The sequence below is a fragment of the Collinsella sp. AM23-17 genome (assembly GCF_003470945.1).
Classification (GTDB): domain Bacteria; phylum Actinomycetota; class Coriobacteriia; order Coriobacteriales; family Coriobacteriaceae; genus Collinsella; species Collinsella aerofaciens_O.
Genome location: NZ_QRHU01000007.1, coordinates 82,497 through 101,335, shown reverse-complemented (window position 1 = coordinate 101,335; position 18,839 = coordinate 82,497). Strand labels below are relative to the sequence as shown.

14 protein-coding genes are annotated in these 18,839 nt (G+C 61.5%); all 14 read left to right on the top strand.

The window, feature by feature from the left end:
- Window positions 1-258: 258 nt before the first annotated feature.
- The 14 genes from DW645_RS04015 (at window position 259) to murQ (ending at window position 18,817) form a co-directional block, all read left to right on the top strand.
- The gene (locus tag DW645_RS04015) at window positions 259-1,941 is read left to right on the top strand and encodes an ATP-binding cassette domain-containing protein (RefSeq protein ID WP_158568674.1); all 1,683 of its coding nucleotides are present in this window, start codon (window positions 259-261) and stop codon (window positions 1,939-1,941) included.
- Window positions 1,942-2,127: 186 nt separating this feature from the next.
- Complete coding sequence (gene rpmE, locus DW645_RS04010) at window positions 2,128-2,553, top strand: 50S ribosomal protein L31 (RefSeq protein ID WP_006235303.1); 426 nt, start codon at window positions 2,128-2,130, stop codon at window positions 2,551-2,553.
- Between the two features lie 161 nt (window positions 2,554-2,714).
- Entirely contained in the window at window positions 2,715-3,926 is a 1,212-nt protein-coding gene (locus DW645_RS04005; RefSeq protein ID WP_158568673.1) for an IS3 family transposase, read from the top strand.
- Between the two features lie 258 nt (window positions 3,927-4,184).
- Window positions 4,185-6,992, top strand: a complete 2,808-nt coding sequence (secA, locus tag DW645_RS04000; RefSeq protein WP_118226402.1) for a preprotein translocase subunit SecA — start codon at window positions 4,185-4,187, stop codon at window positions 6,990-6,992.
- A complete protein-coding gene (prfB, locus tag DW645_RS03995) occupies window positions 6,992-8,140 on the top strand; it encodes a peptide chain release factor 2 (protein WP_118226400.1) in 1,149 nt (382 codons plus the stop codon). The genes secA and prfB overlap by 1 nt, the downstream gene beginning before the upstream one ends.
- Before the next feature lie 140 nt (window positions 8,141-8,280).
- On the top strand, window positions 8,281-9,171 hold the full coding sequence (locus tag DW645_RS03990) for a YitT family protein (RefSeq protein ID WP_117583025.1): 891 nt from the start codon (window positions 8,281-8,283) through the stop codon (window positions 9,169-9,171).
- Between the two features lie 208 nt (window positions 9,172-9,379).
- Entirely contained in the window at window positions 9,380-10,210 is an 831-nt protein-coding gene (locus tag DW645_RS03985; protein WP_118226398.1) for a transketolase, read from the top strand.
- Between the two features lies 1 nt (window position 10,211).
- Window positions 10,212-11,153, top strand: coding sequence for a transketolase family protein (locus DW645_RS03980; protein WP_117843070.1), 942 nt, complete (start codon window positions 10,212-10,214; stop codon window positions 11,151-11,153).
- Window positions 11,154-11,604: 451 nt separating this feature from the next.
- A complete protein-coding gene (gene ftsE / locus DW645_RS03975; protein ID WP_117583023.1) occupies window positions 11,605-12,825 on the top strand; it encodes a cell division ATP-binding protein FtsE in 1,221 nt (406 codons plus the stop codon).
- Entirely contained in the window at window positions 12,812-13,732 is a 921-nt protein-coding gene (gene ftsX / locus DW645_RS03970; RefSeq protein ID WP_118226396.1) for a permease-like cell division protein FtsX, read from the top strand. The genes ftsE and ftsX overlap by 14 nt, the downstream gene beginning before the upstream one ends.
- A 135-nt stretch (window positions 13,733-13,867) precedes the next feature.
- Entirely contained in the window at window positions 13,868-16,003 is a 2,136-nt protein-coding gene (locus tag DW645_RS03965) for a ribonuclease R family protein (protein ID WP_118226394.1), read from the top strand.
- Between the two features lie 177 nt (window positions 16,004-16,180).
- The gene (locus DW645_RS03960) at window positions 16,181-16,786 is read left to right on the top strand and encodes a recombinase family protein (RefSeq protein WP_117775816.1); all 606 of its coding nucleotides are present in this window, start codon (window positions 16,181-16,183) and stop codon (window positions 16,784-16,786) included.
- A 245-nt stretch (window positions 16,787-17,031) separates the two neighbouring features.
- Window positions 17,032-17,883 (top strand): MurR/RpiR family transcriptional regulator, encoded by an 852-nt coding sequence (locus DW645_RS03955; protein ID WP_118226392.1) that lies wholly within the window; start codon window positions 17,032-17,034, stop codon window positions 17,881-17,883.
- Between the two features lie 10 nt (window positions 17,884-17,893).
- On the top strand, window positions 17,894-18,817 hold the full coding sequence (gene murQ, locus DW645_RS03950; protein WP_118226390.1) for an N-acetylmuramic acid 6-phosphate etherase: 924 nt from the start codon (window positions 17,894-17,896) through the stop codon (window positions 18,815-18,817).
- Window positions 18,818-18,839 lie beyond the last annotated feature (22 nt).

Here is an 18,839-nt window from a genome sequence, read left to right as displayed (position 1 = left end):
GGCGGGGCCGAGGCCGCCTCGATCAATTTGCGAAAGAATCTTGACGGTACCGCCTCGCCCCCGTCGCACGTATCTTCATCCGGTCTGTTACTTTTAATCTAACGATTCTTTGAGGAACGTAGGTGCTTCTGAATGTACTGTCGACTTCTTCTCAAACTGATCCTAAGAGACAAGGCCGCATGGATTTGTACGCTCGTTCTCGCTGCAGCCTTTTCCGTCCCCATTGCGTTCAATTCACCCATCTACGGGCCCTTCTTTATGAAGCAGGGCATGCAGGGCTTTGTCGACGCATTCAATACGCGCGCACCCCAGGCCAACGGCACAGACCTATCGCCAGAGCAGCAAGCTGACGCGGAGCTTGCAAGATACGCGAACGCCGCCCTTGCCGCTCAAACCGACGCCGCCTTTCTCGATTCTGCCGAGAGCTACTACGCGCTCATGGACGAAGGCTTCCAATCCGGGTCCATCGTGGGAGACCGAGAGACCAATGACGCGGAGCTCGCATATTGCCGTGCCCTGAGCAGCTCCGGCATCACGGATATCCCAGCCTCCGCAAACGACCTGCCATTCCTTTCCTTCCTGCCTTACGCCATTGCCGCGGCGCCGTCTTTCCTTCCCTTCATCCCCTTCCTTCTCTCGTCGATACTCGTGCTCGGCGCCACAAGGCCTGCGACCCTGGCGGCAAAGGCGCCCGTGCCCAAATTCCGGCGCCTTATCCAGATCGTGTTTTCGATAATCGCCGCGGGGACCGCGATGCTCCTCGCCGGCCTCGCACCCGGGGGCATTTACGCCTTGGCCCTAAACGGCTTCGGGCAAATTGGGTACCCGATCGCCTTCTTCCATGACGGCGCGCTTACAACCACGACCGCGGGAAACGTCTTCACGACCCTGCTTATCGCGCTTCTTGCGGGCGGAACCTTGATATCCGTTTGCTCCGCCGTCATATCGACCGCAACGAGGCGCGTCCTCGCGGGCCCCCTTACCTCAGTGCTGCTTGTCGCGGCCCCGGCATTCCCGTTACTGTCCGATTCGGCGCTGGAGCATAACGCCGCGCTCAATCTCCTGCCGCTGGCCGTGTTCTCGCCTATCGAGGCAACGGGTTACGTAGGATGCTTCCCGACAGAATTCATTGGCTCCGGTTCAAGCGGTGCATCGATGCTTGCCGTGGCCCTGGCATACGTCGCGGTCTTTTTTGCGGTCGGCGCCGTTGCGGCACGTTCCCCCAAACAGCCTGGACCCGCGAAAAAGCACCATGGGCTCGAGCTTCTGGACGCGAGCGTGGGATACGGGAGCACGACGATACTTTCAATCGGATCGCTTTTCCTGAGCCCGGGAACGGCGGCGGGCCTCGTTGCTCCCAACGGCTCGGGGAAAACCACCCTTCTTGAAGCGCTGTCGGGCCAATTTCCCACCCGCATCCGCTCGGGAAGCCTGGCGGCAGACGGAATCAGCCAACGTCGATCAGCCGAATTTGCAGAACTCGTCTACCTGAGCTCTTCAGGCGGCGCGGATCTCTATCCCACGCTATCGGCCATCGAGCACCTTGCTTTCGTTAGGGAGGCGTGGAAATCGGCCGCCGACATCGACTCGCTCTGCGACTCCCTCGGAATCTCCCCATATCTCGACAAGCCGACCCGTAAACTCTCGACAGGAATGAAGCAGCAGGTAAAGCTTGCCATGGCGATAGCGACCGATTGCCCGTACCTCATCCTCGATGAACCGCTGAACGGCCTCGATCCGGGAAAGCGGAAAACCTCCTGCGACGCGATGCGCAGCGAGGTGGCGCGGGGACGAAGCGTGCTCATTTCAAGCCATCTGCTCGACGACCTGGCAGACCTCACCGACTCGTTCTACTTCATCGAGGCCGGCACGCTCGTGGAAAAGATCAAGTCGTCCTCGCAGACGCTCAAGCAGGAATACCTCGATACATACGAGAGATGAATGTGGGGGAGTGTTCGGATGAAGTTGATATTTAAGGTCCAGCTCGTGTCGTTCCGAAAAGACCGTGAACCTTTTGTGGGACACGCGGCGCCGTGGTACCATAGCCGAGTTTGTTGTCTTGGTCGGAAACCAAGACGCCTTATGCGCTGATCGGTAACCAGCGCCTGACTAATAAGGAGTCCTACCATGAAGCAGGGTATCCATCCCCAGTATGTCGAGTGCACGGTGACGTGCTCCTGCGGCAACACCTTCAAGACGCACGCTACCGTGTCCGAGATGAAGGTCGAGCTTTGCAACGAGTGCCACCCGTTCTACACCGGCCAGCAGAAGTTCGTCGACACCGGTGGACGCGTCCAGCGCTTCGCCGACAAGTTCGGTGGCGCCGCTGCCGCCCAGCTCAAGAAGGCTGAGGAGGCCAAGGCTGCCAAGGCCGCCAAGGCTGCTGAGGCCGAGGCCGCTCGCAAGGCCGCCGCTGAGGCTAAGGCTGCCGAGAAGGCTAAGCGTGCCGCTAAGTTCGCCGAGGAGGCTGCCAAGCAGGCTGCCGAGGCTCCCGCAGAGGCTCCCGTCGAGGAGGCCGCTGCCGAGGCCGAGACCACCGAGGCTGCTGAGTAAATAGCTCGCCGAGCAAACACTCGCATTCATGGCATAAGGGCCGCGCATCCGTTTGGGTGCGCGGCCCTTTTCTTTTTATTGGTGCAAACGGACCTGTCCCCATGGCGCCAAATGGGACTGCGGACAAAAAGTTGGACCATCAGGTCCGGTTTGGAGTCCGCATGACATACAGTAGAGCCGTAGTGGAGAGGGCCGGGGAGCTACGCCGCTCCGGGCTCTCGTGCAGGGAGATAGCCCGGGAGCTCGACGGGCCGAGCAAGAGCGCCGTCGCGCGCTGGACGAGGGCCGGGGCCGCGGGCGGAACCGTCGGGAGGGCGGTCGCGAAGATGGATCTGCCGAAGGTCGTCGGGGACGGTCCGGTGTACCCCGACATCGACCCGGACGACAAGGACGCCCTGATAGAGCACCTCGTCCTGGAGAACGCCGTCCTCAGGGCGGTGAACGACGTTTTAAAAGCCGCGAGCCTCGACGGGATGTCGAACAGGGAGAAGACCCTGGTGATAGACCGCCTGAGGCCGTGCGGGAAGTGGTCCTTGAGAGAACTCACGAGTTCCTTGGGGATATCAAAGAGCTCCTATGAGTACCAGCGCCGCGCGATCGCGAGGCCCGACCGGCTCGCGCCCCTGCGCGCGCTCGTGCGCAGGATCTTCACCGAGGACGGTGAGGGGGCGCGGGGGTACCGCTTCGTGACGGCGCGCCTGCGCGAGCTCGACGAGCCCGTGCGCGCCTCGGAGAAGGTCGTCCTCCGCATCATGCGCGAGGAGGGCCTGGTCCCCAGGTGGATGAGGAGGAAGAGGAGGCCCTACAGCTCCTATGCGGGCGAGCCGACGCCGGCCCCGCCGAACCTCGTGCGCCGCGACTTCCGCTCGGCCCTGCCGAACTTCCTGTGGCTCACCGACATCACCGAGTTCAGGCTGCCCTCCGGCAGGAAGGTCTACCTGTCGGCCATCAGGGACTGCTTCGACTCCTCGGTCGTGGCGTGGAGGGCCGGCGAGAGACCGGACGCCGCGCTCGCCAACTCGACGCTCGAGGACGCCTGCGCCCGGCTGGCGCCCGGCGAGCGCCCCGTCATCCACTCCGACCGCGGCGGCCACTACCGCTGGCCCGGCTGGATCTCGATCTGCGAGGACAACGACCTCACCAGGAGCATGTCCGCCAAGGGCTGCAGCCCGGACAACGCCGCGATGGAGGGCTTCTTCGGCCTGCTCAAGAGGGAGTTCTGGCACGGCAGGGACTGGTCGGGCTGGGCCCCCGCCCGCTTCATCGAGGAGCTCGGGGCCTGGATCGGCCGCTACAATACGGAGAGGCGCAGCGATACGCTCGGCGGCCGCACGCCGGCCGAGTTCCGCGCCGCGCTGGGAAGGGCCGCGTAGCGGTCCAAGAAATCGTCCGCAGTCCCAATTGGTGCGAAGGGGACAGGCTCGTTTGCACCAAATGGTAGAGATGCGGCGTTTGTCCAGATAAAACCTGCCAAAATAAACCTGTCCCTTTTTGGCAGGTTGGTCGTAGTTATTACGTGGCGGTCGAGGTCGACCGTATAGGGCGCGCCCTGTTTGGCTAAAGTACAATTATCTGTGTTTAACTCGCCCAAGGCTGCATGGCGTGGGCGATGGCCAAAAAAGGAAAACCACATGGGATTCATGTCAAAGCTGCTGTCCTTTGGATCCGATAAGGACCTCAAGCGCTACTACAAGATCGTTGACCAGATCAACGGTCTTGAGCCCCAGTTTGAGAAGATGACCGAGGAGGAACTCCGCGCCCAGACCGATAAGTTCCGTGAGCGTTACGCCAACGGCGAGTCGCTCGACGACATGCTCCCCGAGGCTTTTGCCACCGTGCGCGAGGCTTCCAAGCGCATCACGGGCATGCGTCACTTTGACGTACAGCTCATCGGTGCCATGGCGCTGCACGAGGGGCATATCGCCGAGATGAAGACCGGCGAAGGCAAGACCCTGGTCTCCACGCTGGCCGGCTACCTCAACGCTATTGCCGGCAAGGGCGTGCACGTCGTTACCGTCAACGACTATCTGGCCAAGCGCGACTCCGAGTGGATGGGTCGCATCTACAAGTACCTGGGCATGACTGTCGGTCTGCTGCAGAACAACATGCCGCTCGAGCTTAAGCGTCCGGCCTACCAGGCCGACGTCACCTACGGCACCAACTCCGAGTTCGGCTTCGATTACCTGCGCGACAACATGGTCACCCGCCCCGAGCAGCGCGTACAGCGCGGCCACAACTACGCCATCGTCGACGAGGTCGACTCCATCCTGATCGATGAGGCCAGGACGCCGCTCATCATCTCGGGCGCCGGCACCAAGTCGGCCAGCACCTACAAGGACTTTGCGCGCGCCGTGCGCGGCCTGGAGCGCGGCGAGGACGTGTCGCATGACATGCTCACCGCCACCGAGGATGTGGAGCCCACGGGCGACTACGTCATGGACGAGGCCAAGCACACCATTGCCGCCACCGAGCGCGGCCTTAAGAAGATCGAGCGCCGTCTGGGTATCGAGGATATCTACGCCGACCTTTCGGGCCAGCTGGTCAACCACCTGCAGCAGGCGCTGAAGGCCCAGTACATGTTCCATCGCGACAAGCAGTACGTGGTCACCAACGGCGAGGTTAAGATCGTCGACGAGTTTACCGGCCGCATCATGGAAGGCCGCCGCTATTCCGAGGGCCTGCACCAGGCCATCGAGGCCAAAGAGGGCGTGCTCGTGCGCGAGGAGAACCAGACGCTGGCAACCATCACCCTGCAGAACTATTTCCGTCTGTATGACAAGCTCTCCGGTATGACCGGTACGGCACTCACCGAGGATGCCGAGTTCCGCGAGATCTACAAGCTACCCGTCGAGGTCATCCCCTCCAACAAGCCCGTGCAGCGTGTTGACCACGAGGACCTGGTGTACCGCACCATCCAGGCCAAATACAACGCCGTTGCCGACGACGTTGAGCGACGTCACGCCAAGGGCCAGCCGGTCCTGGTGGGCACCGTCTCCATCGAAAGCTCCGAGAAACTGTCGGCCGCCCTTACCAAGCGCGGCATCGCGCACGAGGTCCTCAACGCTAAGCATCACGAGCGCGAGGCTCATATCGTTGCCCAGGCCGGACGCTATGGCGCCGTGACCATCGCTACTAACATGGCCGGTCGTGGTACCGACATCCTGCTGGGCGGCAACCCCGACGAGCTGGTGCGCGAGCGCCTTGAGTACGAGGGCCTGACCATGGAGGACGTGACGCCCGAGCAGCTCGAGCAGTTTAACGCCGAGGCCAAGGAGACCTGCAAGGCCGAGCGCGAGCGCGTGCTTGCCGCCGGCGGCCTGACCGTCATCGGCACCGAGCGCCATGAGTCCCGTCGTATCGACAACCAGCTGCGCGGCCGCTCCGGTCGTCAGGGCGATCCGGGCGAGACTCAGTTCTACCTGTCGCTCGAGGACGACCTCATGCGCCTGTTCGGCGGCGACAAGATGGACCGTGTCTCCAAGATGATGGTCACCGCCGACATGGGCGACGACATGCCCATCCAGCACAAGATCATCTCCAAGGCCGTTGAGAGCGCCCAGCACAAGGTCGAGAGCATCAACTTCTCCATGCGCAAGAGCGTTCTTGAGTACGACGACGTCATGAACAAGCAGCGCCAGGTCATCTACGCCGAGCGCAACAAGATTCTGGACGGCAAGGACCTGACCGACCACATCACCGAGGTCATGCACGACACCGTGTACCGCTGCGTGCAGGAGTTCTGCACCAAGGACAGCCACGATGGCGAGCGCGATCTCGAGGGCCTGCGCAAGTGGGTCGTGGAGCTGACCGGGCATATCGATACGCCCAAGTTCCCCGACGAGGACTTTGAGGCCCTGGCTGCCGATGTCCTGGCCTACGTTGAGAAGTGCTACAACATGAAGGCCGAGCGCTTGGGCGAGGACCTCATGCGCGAGCTCAACACCCAGGTCATGCTGCGCGTCATCGATACCCGTTGGATGAACTACCTGCAGGAGATGGACTATCTCAAGACCGGCATCGGCCTGCGCGGCTTTGGCCAGCGCGACCCGTTGGTCGAGTACAAGACCGAGGCCTACGGCGCGTTCCAGATGCTCGTCGACACCATGTACGAGGACTATCTGCGCACCGTTCTGCGCATCGAGATCAAGGCTGCCCCGCAGGCCGTGGAGCACAAGGAGGACCCCGCGCTCGAGGGTGCGCGCTTCTCCGGCCCCGCCGATGTCGATGGCGACAACGGCAACTCGGTGCTGCGTAAGCAGGCACAGGTTCAGGCTCGCACGGCTGTCCAGGGCGGCCCGGCTGCCGTCAACAACGGCGGCAAGGTGACCACCTACCGCAAGGACGAGAGCGACGACCCGTACGTCAACGTGGGCCGCAACGACCTTTGCCCCTGCGGCAGCGGCAAGAAGTTCAAGTACTGCCACGGCAGGAATCGTTAATGGCCGAGGCTTTAGAGATAACGCCCGTCGAGCTGGACGCGTTTGCGGACCGGCTCGGCGAGGTCGAGTCGTATCTTCATTTGGACGAGAAGCGCACGCGCGTGACCGAGCTCGAGGCCAAAAGCGTGGCCCCCGGCTTTTGGGATGACGCCGACGCCGCTCGCGCCACCATGGAGGAGATCGCTCGCGCCAAGGAAGATATCGCTGCCGTGGATACCGCGCGCGGCGAGCTATCTGACGCCCGCGCGGCGCTGGAGCTTGCCGAGGAGATGGGCGACGACCCCGATGCCGCCGCATTGCGCGAGGAGGCTGCCGCTACGGCAGAACGCCTGGCCCGCGCTATCGACGAGCTCGAGCTTTCGAGCTGGTTTACCGGTGAGTTCGATCACGGCGACGCGATTGTGACCATCAAGCCCGGACAGGGTGGCCTGGAGGCGCAGGACTGGACCTTCATGCTCTTCAAGATGTACATGAAGTACTGCCAGCGTCGCGGCTGGAAGGTCACCATTAACGACTGCCCCGCGGCTGAGGTCATCGGCATCGACCGTGCGACCTTTACCGTCGAGGGCAAGGACGCGTTTGGCATGCTGCGCGCCGAGGCCGGCGTCCACCGTCTGGTGCGCATTAGCCCCACCGATGACAAGAAGCGCCGCCAGACCACGTTTGCCGGCGTCGAGGTCATTCCCGTGTTGCCTGACGATATCGACATCGAGATCAGTCCCGACGATATCCGCGTGGACGTGTATCACGCGAGCGGCCCGGGCGGGCAGGGCGTCAACACCACCGACTCCGCCGTACGCGTGACGCATTTTCCCAGCGGCATCGTTGTCACTTGCCAAAACGAGCGCAGCCAGATTCAAAACAAGGCCGCGTGCATGCAGATTCTCAAGGCCCGTCTGTACGAGATCGAGCTTGAAAAGCGCGCCGAGGCGCTCGACGAGATTCGTGGACCCAAGACCACGATCGGTTTTGGCAACCAGATTCGCAGCTACGTGCTCTACCCGTATCAGATGGTCAAGGACCTGCGCACGGGCGTGGAGACCAGCAACGTCGAGGCCGTTCTCGACGATGGCGATTTGGATCCGTTTGTGATCGGCTACCATCGCTGGGCGACTGGCAACGCCGATGCGGAAAGCCAGAGTGCCTAAACCCATAGGGTTGGCCTTGGGCGGATGTGGCCAATACGGACCCTGTGCGGGGTGGTATTTGGTCGGCGAATCGGTAAAATCGAATACAGCAAGAAGTTCAAAGCGCATCCGACGGGGTGCGCTTTTTTGAGGGAGGCAGCATGGCATATCGTCTGGACATCAAGCGCATTCTTTCGATGAACTTCTTTCACGACTTGCCCAAGATTATGTTTGGCTGTGCTCTGGCAGCTATCGCGACGGACTTGTTTTTGATCCCCAACGGCCTTGCCGCCGGCGGCGTCACGGGCCTCGCCACCATTATTCAGGCGGTCGGCGCCTCGCATGGCATATCGCTTCCCGTCGGTATCCAGACCATCGTGATGAATGCCTTGCTGCTGCTGGTCGTTATGCGCGAGGGTGGCATGTTTTACGTGGTGCAGACCGCGACGGGCTTTGTGCTGTTGGGCTTTTTCACCGACCTGTTCGCTCCGTTTGTGGCGCCGCTGGCACATGCCGATCTGATGCTGCCCGCTATGTGGGGCGGCATCATCACGGGCATCGGCTATGGCATGGTGTTGCGCGCCGGTGCTAACACCGGCGGCTCCGACACGATCGGCCAGATCATCTCGCGCAATACATCGCTGCCGGTTGGCTCCACCGTCATGGCGATCGATGTTGCCGTGTGCGCGCTGTCGGCCCCGGTCTTTTCGGTCGAAAACGCGCTGTATGCGGGCCTTTCGATGGTCATTAGCGGTTACGTGATCGATGCCGTGGTCGACGGCGGCAACAGGCGCCGTATGGTGCTCATCATCTCGGACAAGTTTCCCGATATCGCGGCCGACATCATGTATGGCCTGGGTCGCGGCTGCACCAAGTTTAGGGCGACCGGCATGTACTCGGGTGCCGAGAAGCCGGTGATCATGGTCATTGTGAGCCGCCGCGAACTCAACACCCTCAAAACGATCGTGCGCGAGCGCGATCCTCACGCCATTGTGACGGTCGCCGACGTTACGGAAACCTTCGGTGAGGGATTCAAGGACATTAACGCGTAGGGCCGACTGCGTTCCATCCAAAAGACGTTCACATTGATAAACCGTTTCATCAGCGGTTCTGCCTGCTCAATTGTTCAAATAATGATAAATACTCTGGTAAAGCTTCCAGTTTCCAGCATAATGAATGACGTACGTGCATCGCGGCTGTGTTGGGACTACCTTTCCGTGCCGTGCGCATCTTGTCTTAAGAGGATGAAAGGAAGGCACAATGAGCGACGAAGAGCTCAAAAAGGTTGCCAACGAGGTAAGGAAGGGCATCGTCACCGGCGTGCACGCTGCCAAGTCCGGCCATCCGGGCGGTTCGCTCGGCGCTGCCGACATCATGACCTATCTGTACTTTGAGGAAATGAACGTCGACCCGGCCGACCCCCGCAAGGCCGACCGCGATCGCTTCGTGCTTTCCAAGGGTCATTGCGCGCCTGGTCTGTACGCCGTGCTCGCCGAGCGCGGATTCTTCCCCAAGGAGGACCTCGAGACGCTGCGCCATATCGGTAGCCACCTGCAGGGCCATCCCAACATGAACGACACCCCGGGCGTCGATATGTCCACCGGTTCGTTGGGCCAGGGCATCTCCGCCGCCGTGGGCATGGCGGTTGCCGCCAAGCACTGGGGCGATGCTTATCGCACCTACGCCCTGCTGGGCGATGGCGAGAGCGAGGAGGGCCAGGTCTGGGAGGCCGCCATGTTTGCCGGCAACCAGCAGCTCGACAACCTCTGCGTGATCGTCGACCACAACGGCCTGCAGATCGACGGCCCCGTCGAGGAGGTCAACGATCCTATGCCGCTCGCCGACAAGTTCCGCGCCTTTAAGTTCCACGTGGTGGAGCTTGCCGACGGCAACGACTTCGATCAGATTCGCGCCGCTTTTGCCGAGGCTCGCGCCACCAAGGGTCAGCCGACCGCTATTATCGCCGAGACCACCAAGGGCAAGGGCGTTTCCTTTATGGAGAACCAGGTTGGTTGGCACGGCAAGGCCCCCAACGATGAACAGTTTGAGCAGGCCATGGCAGAGCTCACGGCCGCCGGAGAGGAGCTCTAGGATGGCAGACGTCAAGAAAATCGCCACGCGCGTAAGCTACGGCGAGGCCCTCGTCGAGCTCGCCAACGAGCACGACGACTTTGTGGTCCTCGACGCCGACCTGGCCGCCGCCACGCAGACCGGCAAGTTCAAGGCAGCCTGCCCCGACCGCTTCTTCGATGTGGGCATTGCCGAGAGCAACCTGATGGGTGTTGCCGCCGGTATCGCGACCACCGGCCGCGTCGCCTTTGCGAGCACTTTTGCCATGTTTGCCGCCGGCCGCGCCTTTGAGCAGGTTCGCAACTCCATCGGCTATCCGCACCTTAACGTTAAGATCGGTGCCACGCACGCCGGTATCTCGGTGGGCGAGGATGGCGCCACGCACCAGTGCTGCGAGGATATCGCTCTCATGCGCGTCATCCCCGGCATGACGGTGATTGTTCCCGCCGACGACGTCGAGGCCCGCGCCGTGACGCGCGCCGCCTACGAGTGCGACGGCCCCGTGTACATGCGCTTTGCCCGTCTGGCCTCGCCGGTCATCAACGACCCTGAGACCTACAAGTTCGAGGTAGGCAAGGGCATCGTCATGCGCGAGGGCGCCGATGTGACCATCATCGCCTGCGGCCTGATGGTCGGCGAGGCTCTCGAGGCCGCCGAGCAGCTCGCTGCCGAGGGCATCGACGCCGAGGTCATCAACATGCACACCATCAAGCCCATCGATGCCGATCTGATCGTCAAGAGCGCCACCAAGACCGGCCACGTCGTGACCGTCGAGGAGCACTCTGTGATCGGTGGCCTGGGCAGCGCCGTTGCCGACGTCCTGTGCGAGCAGTGCCCGACGCCGCTCAAGAAGATCGGCGTCAACGATACCTTTGGCGAGTCCGGCCCGGGCGCCGAGCTCTTGCACAAGTATGGCCTGGACGCCGCCAACATCGTGGCGACCACCAAGGAGTTCTTGGCATAAGGCAAGACGAGGCAAAGTGTCGCGTTGACAACCGCAAACAAGCCAGAACAGGGGCGTCCTCAAAGAGGGCGCCCCTGTTTATGCTGAATTTAAAATAGAGTCCTGCCAAGCAAGGTTCCCATGGGGAAACGGGCCCATCCCAACAAAGTGCAATTCAGACCCTTCCAACTTTGTATGCGCAGCATCTCAAGTTGGTGCGTCGGCCCCATAGTAGCCGCAGGCCGGGCGCAGGGTTACCTCCCAAATCTTTCCGCAGCGCAGGCCGGCGTTTGTCCGCAGCTCCGCAGGAGCAGGACAAATGCCGGCCATGCGCGAGGACGATTTGGGAGGTAACCCTGCGCCCGGCCGGTGGGATCCCAAAGCCCGCCATGCTTCTTATGTGCAGCAAAGCTAATGCTGCTAAAATACAAAGCGCTCATGTAGTTTAAACGCACGACGATAAGGAGCACCAGTGGGTAACCACTTCCGTACCTCCGGTGCGGGCGATGATGCCCCCAAGACGCAGACGGGCGTCCAGGGCAGTCGTTTCGCCACTCCGGATTCAGAGGGCCAGCCTGTTGCTCAGGCCCCCGCTCAGCCGGCAGATCAGGCACAGCCGGCATCCGATCCCTTTGCCTACAATCCCACCAGCGATGTCGCGCTTTCCGGCACGGCGGGTTTTGAGCCCGTTCAGGCCGTGACCGCTCGCGTGGAGCAGCCTCAGGCTGGCGCCGCCACGCCGCAGCCTACCATGGCCGGCATTCCCGACCCCATGGCCCCTGCGACGCCGGTTCCTCAGCCTGCGCAGTCCGGTCTCTTTGCCGCTATTCCCGATCCCACGCAGCCTGCTGCCCCGGTGGTCGAGAGCGATCAGGCCGCCGAGGTCGCAAGCCTCGATAACGCGCTCAACAACCCCGATTTTACGTCGGTGTTTGCGCCCATCGATCCGCAAGCCAGCCGCAAGAAGATGGCCAAGCAGGCCGGTGTCGAGCCCGTCATCCTTATGGAGCATGTCACCAAGATCTATCCGGCACAGCCCAACAAGCCCGCACTCGACGACATCAACATCGAGATCTATCCGGGCGAGTTCGTCTTCCTGGTCGGTCATTCCGGCTCGGGTAAGACCACGCTGCTGTCGACGCTCAACCGCGACGTCAAGCCGACGAGCGGCCGCATCTTGGTTGCCGGTCAGGACCTCATGAAGATCAAGAACCGCAAGGTTCCGTTCCTGCGCCGCCAGATTGGCGCCGTGTTCCAGGACTTTAAGCTTCTGCCGCAAAAGACCGCCTACGAAAACGTGGCGTTTGCCCTGCAGTGCATCGGCAAGCCCAAGGGCGTCATTCGCAGCCAGGTGCCGGAGGTGCTGCGTCTGGTCGGTCTGGCCGATCAGATGGACTCGCTGCCCGACCAGCTTTCCGGTGGCGAGCAGCAGCGCGTCGCCGTCGCCCGCGCTATGGTCAACCGTCCGCCGCTGCTGATCTGCGACGAGCCCACGGGTAACCTCGACCCGGCGATCTCGCTGGGCATCATGAAGCTGCTCGAGCGTATTAACCGCACCGGCACCACCGTGATCGTCGCCACGCACGACCGCGAGATGGTCGATAGCATGCACCGTCGCGTGATCGCCCTCGAGGGCGGCCACGTTATCCGCGACCAGGAGAGGGGAGGTTACGGCAACTATGGCACCAACTAACGTGGGCTACTCCTTCAAAGAGGCAATCAGTCACTTCTTCCGTAACTGGACTACCTCGCTCGGCGCCGTCATCACGATCTTCCTTTCGCTGTTTATCATCGGCCTGTTCATCATGGGCTCCGCGATGCTGAACTCCGTGATCGGCACCGTCGAGGATCAGGTTGTCATCAACGCGTTCATTAGCGATGACGCCGATCAGGCCGATGTTCAGGCTTTTGAGGCCGAGCTTAAGACGTGGAATAACGTCAAGTCCGTGACCTATAAGGACAAGGACGACGCGCTGGCCGAGTATACGAGCAAGATGTCGGGCAACGCCGACGCCACCATGAGCGCGCTCGATGGCCAGAACCCGCTGCCGGCTTCGTTTGCAATTGAGATGGACGATCCGTCCAAGGTCGAGAGCACGGCCCAGAAGCTCAAGAAGGATGCCGATTTCCAGAAGATCGCGGATGACGGCGACGTCAACGCGAGCGTGCTGTACGGCCAGGAGGAAGTGAGCCGCCTGTTCCAGGTGACCAACTACATCCGCATCGCCGCCGTGGTGCTCGTTGGCCTTCTGACCTTTATCGCATTCATCTTCATCAACAACACGATTCGCCTTTCCATCACGGCGCGTCGTCGTGAGATTGCGATTATGCGTCTGGTCGGCGCCAGCAACGGCTTCATTCGCGGCCCGTTTATCACCGAGGGCGTACTGCAGGCCATTTTGGGCTCGCTGCTTTCCATCGGCGTTCTGGAGCTGCTGCGCAATCTGATGATTCCGCGTCTGCAGGAGAGCATCGGCTGGATGTCGTTTGCCCTGCCGATGCAGTACTACCTGGTGACCTATGCTGCGCTGATTCTGGTCGGCGTGATTATCGGTCTCTTTGGTTCTGCCATCGCCATGCGCCGCTACCTGCGCGTGTAGGCATGCCTGGAATTCATCCCTTCCAACGGGTCGTCTCTTATGGGGCGGCCCGTTTTTTGATCTCTAGGGGACGGCAGGAAAGCGAATCATTTGGGTAGACTCTTTGGAGTTCGTCATCGATAGCAAGGAGGCGCCATGGGGCGCAATAACAAGCATAAGCGCGGTGCCCGCAATAAGCGCGGGCCGGTGCGCAGCGAACGCCGTCCGAGCCTGACCGGGCGCGTGCAGCTCCATGAGCATGGCGCCTATGTCATAACCGAGAGCGGCGACTACAAGGTTATGGGCCGCGGTAAGCGCGAGATCATGGATGGCGATACCGTTGCCGTGAGCATTAAGAACAGCCCGCACGGTGAGCGGCGCGCCGTGATCGAAGGCGTGGTTGAGCGCGCAGCCATAAGCGTGGTGGGTACGTACCAGACCGCTGGTCCGCTCGGTGTGATCGAGCCGCTCGATTCGCGCCTGAAGGCCGACTTCTTCATTCTGCCCGAGGATACCTCGGCGGATCGTCTGGGCGTCCACCCGGGTGATGCCGTTGTCGCGCGCATTTTGACCTACCCGACGCGCCTGGAATCGGGCACCGTGACGATCGAACGCCGCGTTGGCGGAGATGACGCGCCCGATTTGGGCGTTCAATACGTGATGGCGCGTTACGGCTATACCGATAGCTATCCCGAGGCCGCGCTGGACGAGGCCGAGGGGCTTTCGCTCGATGTGTCCGCGGCGCTTAAGGACCCGCTCCGCCGCGATCTGCGCGACCGCTTTGTCATCACGATCGACCCGGTCGACGCGCGCGACTTTGACGATGCCATTTCGCTTGAGCGCACGCCCGAGGGTGGCTACAAGCTGGGTGTGCATATCGCTGACGTTTCTCACTATGTGGCTTGGGACGGGCATATCGATCTTGAGGCTCGCCATCGTACGACATCGGTGTATCTGGCCGATCGCGTGCTTCCCATGCTGCCCGAACGCCTGTCCAATGACCTGTGTTCGCTTCGCCCTGACGAGGACCGTCTTGCGTTTACCGTTGACATTGAACTCGATGCGCAGGGTCGCGTGCGGCATTACGATCCGTACCCCAGCGTGATTCGCTCGCGTGTGCGTATGGACTATGACGGCGCCGAGGCGCTGCTGTGGCGTGCCGGCGCGGTGGAGTATGGGGTGCTGGAGGGTGCGGCCGAGGATGTTGCGGCTGCTGAGGCCTCGCGCGAGGAGGCGCTTGAGCGCGGTCTTGCGTGCGAGAAGGCCGCCCGCGGCTGCAACGTCGACCTCGGCAATTTCCTTGTCGCCGCCAACGAACTCGCCGAACTTCGCCGTCGTATTCGTCGCGTCCGCGGCTCAGTCGATTTTGACACGGCCGAGATTCGCGCTCTATTGGACGAGGACGGAGTACCCGTGCAGATTGTGGCGCGTGAGCGTTCGTGTGCCACGTCGCTTATCGAGGAAGCCATGCTGCTCGCCAACGAGTGCGTTGCAGAGTGGCTGGCAGACCGTGATATCGAGGCCTGCTATCGCGTGCATGAGGATCCGAGCCCCGATAGCCTGCACGGTGCCGCCGTTGCGCTGGCGCAGCTGGGCATCATCGACGATCGCCGTGCTGCCGGTATTGCCCTGGGGAGTCCCGATGAGCTGCAGGCTGCAGTTGATGCTGCCACCGGTACGGCAAACGCACCGCTCGTCAACACGCTGCTTCTGCGCAGCATGCAGCGTGCGCTGTACAAGCCGCGCAACGAGGGCCACTTTGCGCTCGCCGCGCCGTGCTACTGTCACTTTACGAGTCCCATCCGTCGCTATCCCGATCTGGTGGTGCACCGCGTGCTCAAACTGCAGTTGGCCTATGAACAGCTTGGCGGCAAGGACGCCTTGGTCCGTACGCCGCGACTGATCGGCAAGGGGCGCGAGTCGCTGCCGCGAATTCTGCCGCAGATCTGCCGCGCATGCAGCGATGCCGAGCGTGCGGCCGATGCCGCCAGCCATGCGACGCAAAAGATCAAGATTGCCCAGTACTATGAGGACCGTCTGGGCGAGCGCTATGCCGGATCCGTCTCGTGGGTTAGCAGCATGGGCCTCTTTGTGCGCTTGGACCTGACGCAGGTCGAAGGCTTGGTTTCGATCAAGAGCCTGGGCAACGAGTGGTTCGAGTTCGACGAGGATGCGCTCACGCTCACAGGTGCCGACACGGGGACTCGCTATGAACTGGGCCAGCGCGTGATTATCGAGGTCTCGCGCGTCAATACCACGCGTGGGCACTTGGACTTTAAGCTTATCCATTAGCCAAATCTCGACTCATGACGGGAGAGCGGAGGGCGGTCTTTCGGGGCCGCCCTCCGCATTTGGATCATGGCTACCTTGCCGTCTGCACGGCCGCCCGCTTACCTGCTATTGGAGAGGTAAATCCTACCAAAATAAACCTGTCCCTTTTTGGCAGGTTTACAAGAAAGCGGGGATGAGATGGCGACGGTGTACGGTTATGCGCGGGTGAGTTCGCGCGATCAGAATCTTAATCGGCAGTTGGATGCGCTGGGCGCCTATGGCGTGGGCTCGGCGAATATTTATGCCGACCATGCGAGCGGCAAGGACTTCGATCGCCCGCGGTATCGCGATCTGCTGCACGTCCTGGGAGACGGGGACGTGCTGGTGGTGCTTTCTATCGACCGACTTGGTCGTAATTACTCCGAGATTCTTGAGGAATGGCGACGCATTACCAAGGAGCTCGGGGTTGCCATTGTGGTGTTGGACATGCCATTGCTTGACACGCGCGCCAGGGCCAGCGGCGCGCCGGATGTGACCAACACCCTGATTGCCGATATTGTGCTGCAACTGCTGAGCTACGTGGCGCAGGTGGAGCGCGAGAATATCCATCGGCGCCAAGCGGAGGGAATTGCAGCGGCGCGGGCGCGAGGGGTCCGTTTCGGTCGACCTCGCAAGCCGTGCCCTCCTCAGTTTGATCTGGTACGCGATAGCTATGAGGCGGGCAATATTACCCGCAGCCAGGCAGCAAAGTGCCTGGGCGTGTGCGTGGGGACGTTCGATCGCTGGATGCGCGAGGCGGGGTAGGGGTTTGCGGCACGTCCGATTGGCGCCCACGCGAGGCGGTATCGGTAACAGCCCTGTTACCGATAATGCGACCTTGTTGAATTATTTTGTGTCGCGCGTATTTCCGAGCGGTCGGATTTGAGGGGCGAGCGGTAGAACGCTCGCCCTTTGTGCGCCACGATGCGGCACAATGTACCGTAAAAGATGTTTATATCCGGTACGAATCGTTCGTTGGTCTTTAATTCTTCTCAACGGAGGTGTTTGAGATGGCAAACGGATTGCTTTTGCGGCTTCGCGAGCGTGAGCTCAGCGCGAGCCCGGCGGAACGCAATGTCATCGCATATGTAAGCGCTCATCCGCACGAGGTGGTCGGGCTGTCCGTCCGCGGTCTTGCCGATGCCACGTTCTCCTCGCCCTCGAGCATTTTGCGCTTTTGCAAGCGCTTGGGTTTTGCGGGCTACAAGGAGTTCCAGCGCGAACTGATTGCCGAGCTGGCGCTCTTGGGTGACAAGAAAGACGTTGCCCTCGAGGACATCTCCATGGATGACAGCGTCGAACGTATCGTGGGGAAGGTGATGAAAAGCAACGTGCGCACGATCGAAGCGACGGCGCGAACGCTCGATTACACCGTCTTGGAGCGATGTGCGGCCTATCTTAAGCGGGCACGCGCGGTCAATCTGTTCGGTATTGGTGCCTCTCGTTTGGTCGCGCACGATCTGGCGCAAAAGCTCATGCGTGTCGACAAAGAGTGCCATCTGTACGACGACTGGCATGATCAGCTCTTGTGTGCCAAGAACATGCATGAGGGCGATATGGCAATCGCCTTTAGCTACTCGGGCTTGACGCAAGAGGTGCTGGGCTGCACCGCCGAGGCCCAACGTCACAACTGTCCCGTTGTGGCCGTGACCAAAGTAGATGGATCATCCAAGCTTGCCACCATGGCCGATGCCGTGCTCGGCGTCGCTGCGAGTGAGCCCTTGGTCCGCAGCGGTGCCATGGCTTCGCGTATGGCCCAGCTTATGGTTGTCGATGCCCTGTACGCTGCTTACGTTGCCAGCGACTACGAACGAGCGACGCATGTCATTAAGCAAAACTACATCGAGAAACAGGAAAGATGAGGTGAATGAAATGCTCGATTTAACAAAATTCACGACCGAACAGCGTAATCAAAGGTCAATGGACCTCGATACGATGACATCGCTGCAGATCGTCACGACGATGAACGATGAGGATCTTCGTGCCGTCCAGTCGGTCACGAAAGTGTTGCCCCAGGTTGCCACAGCAATCGACTGGGCTGCTGAGGCACTCGAGCGCGGCGGGCGCGTCTTTTACATGGGCGCAGGCACCAGCGGTCGTCTGGGCGTACTCGACGCTTCGGAGTGTCCGCCCACGTTTGGCGTGTCACCCGATCTGATTGTCGGGCTCATTGCCGGAGGCGAGACGGCGTTTATCAAGGCTGTCGAAGGTGCCGAAGACAGCGAGGAGCTTGGCGCGAGCGACCTGCAGGGGCGTGGACTCTCGGACAAGGATCTTGTCGTTGGCCTGGCGGCAAGCGGTCGTACTCCCTATGTGGTGGGCGGCCTTGTGTACGCCAAGGCAACTGGGTGCAAGACGATCGCAATTGCCTGCAACCAAGGGTCGAAGATCGGTGAGAGCGCAGATCTTGCCATTGAACCCGTGCCCGGTCCCGAGGTACTGACCGGCTCAACGAGGCTCAAGGCGGGAACGGTTCAAAAGCTCATTCTTAACATGATTTCGACCGGTGCCATGGTTAAGATCGGCAAGGTATACCAAAACTTGATGGTCGATGTGCAGCAGACGAACGAGAAGTTGGTGGTGCGCGGCCAGAACATCGTGATGGAGGCGACCGGCTGCACGCGCGAGTGCGCTATTCAGGCGCTTGCAGATGCCGGCGGCCACGTAAAAACCGCTATTGTCTCGGTGCTGCTGGACTGCGATGCCGAGCAGGCTGCGGTAGCTCTTGAGCGAGCGCGAGGCCATGTCCGTGCTGCGGTGAGTGTCCATGGGAAGAGCAATGCCGATGCCCAATAGGTGCGCGGCGTGAGCTGATATG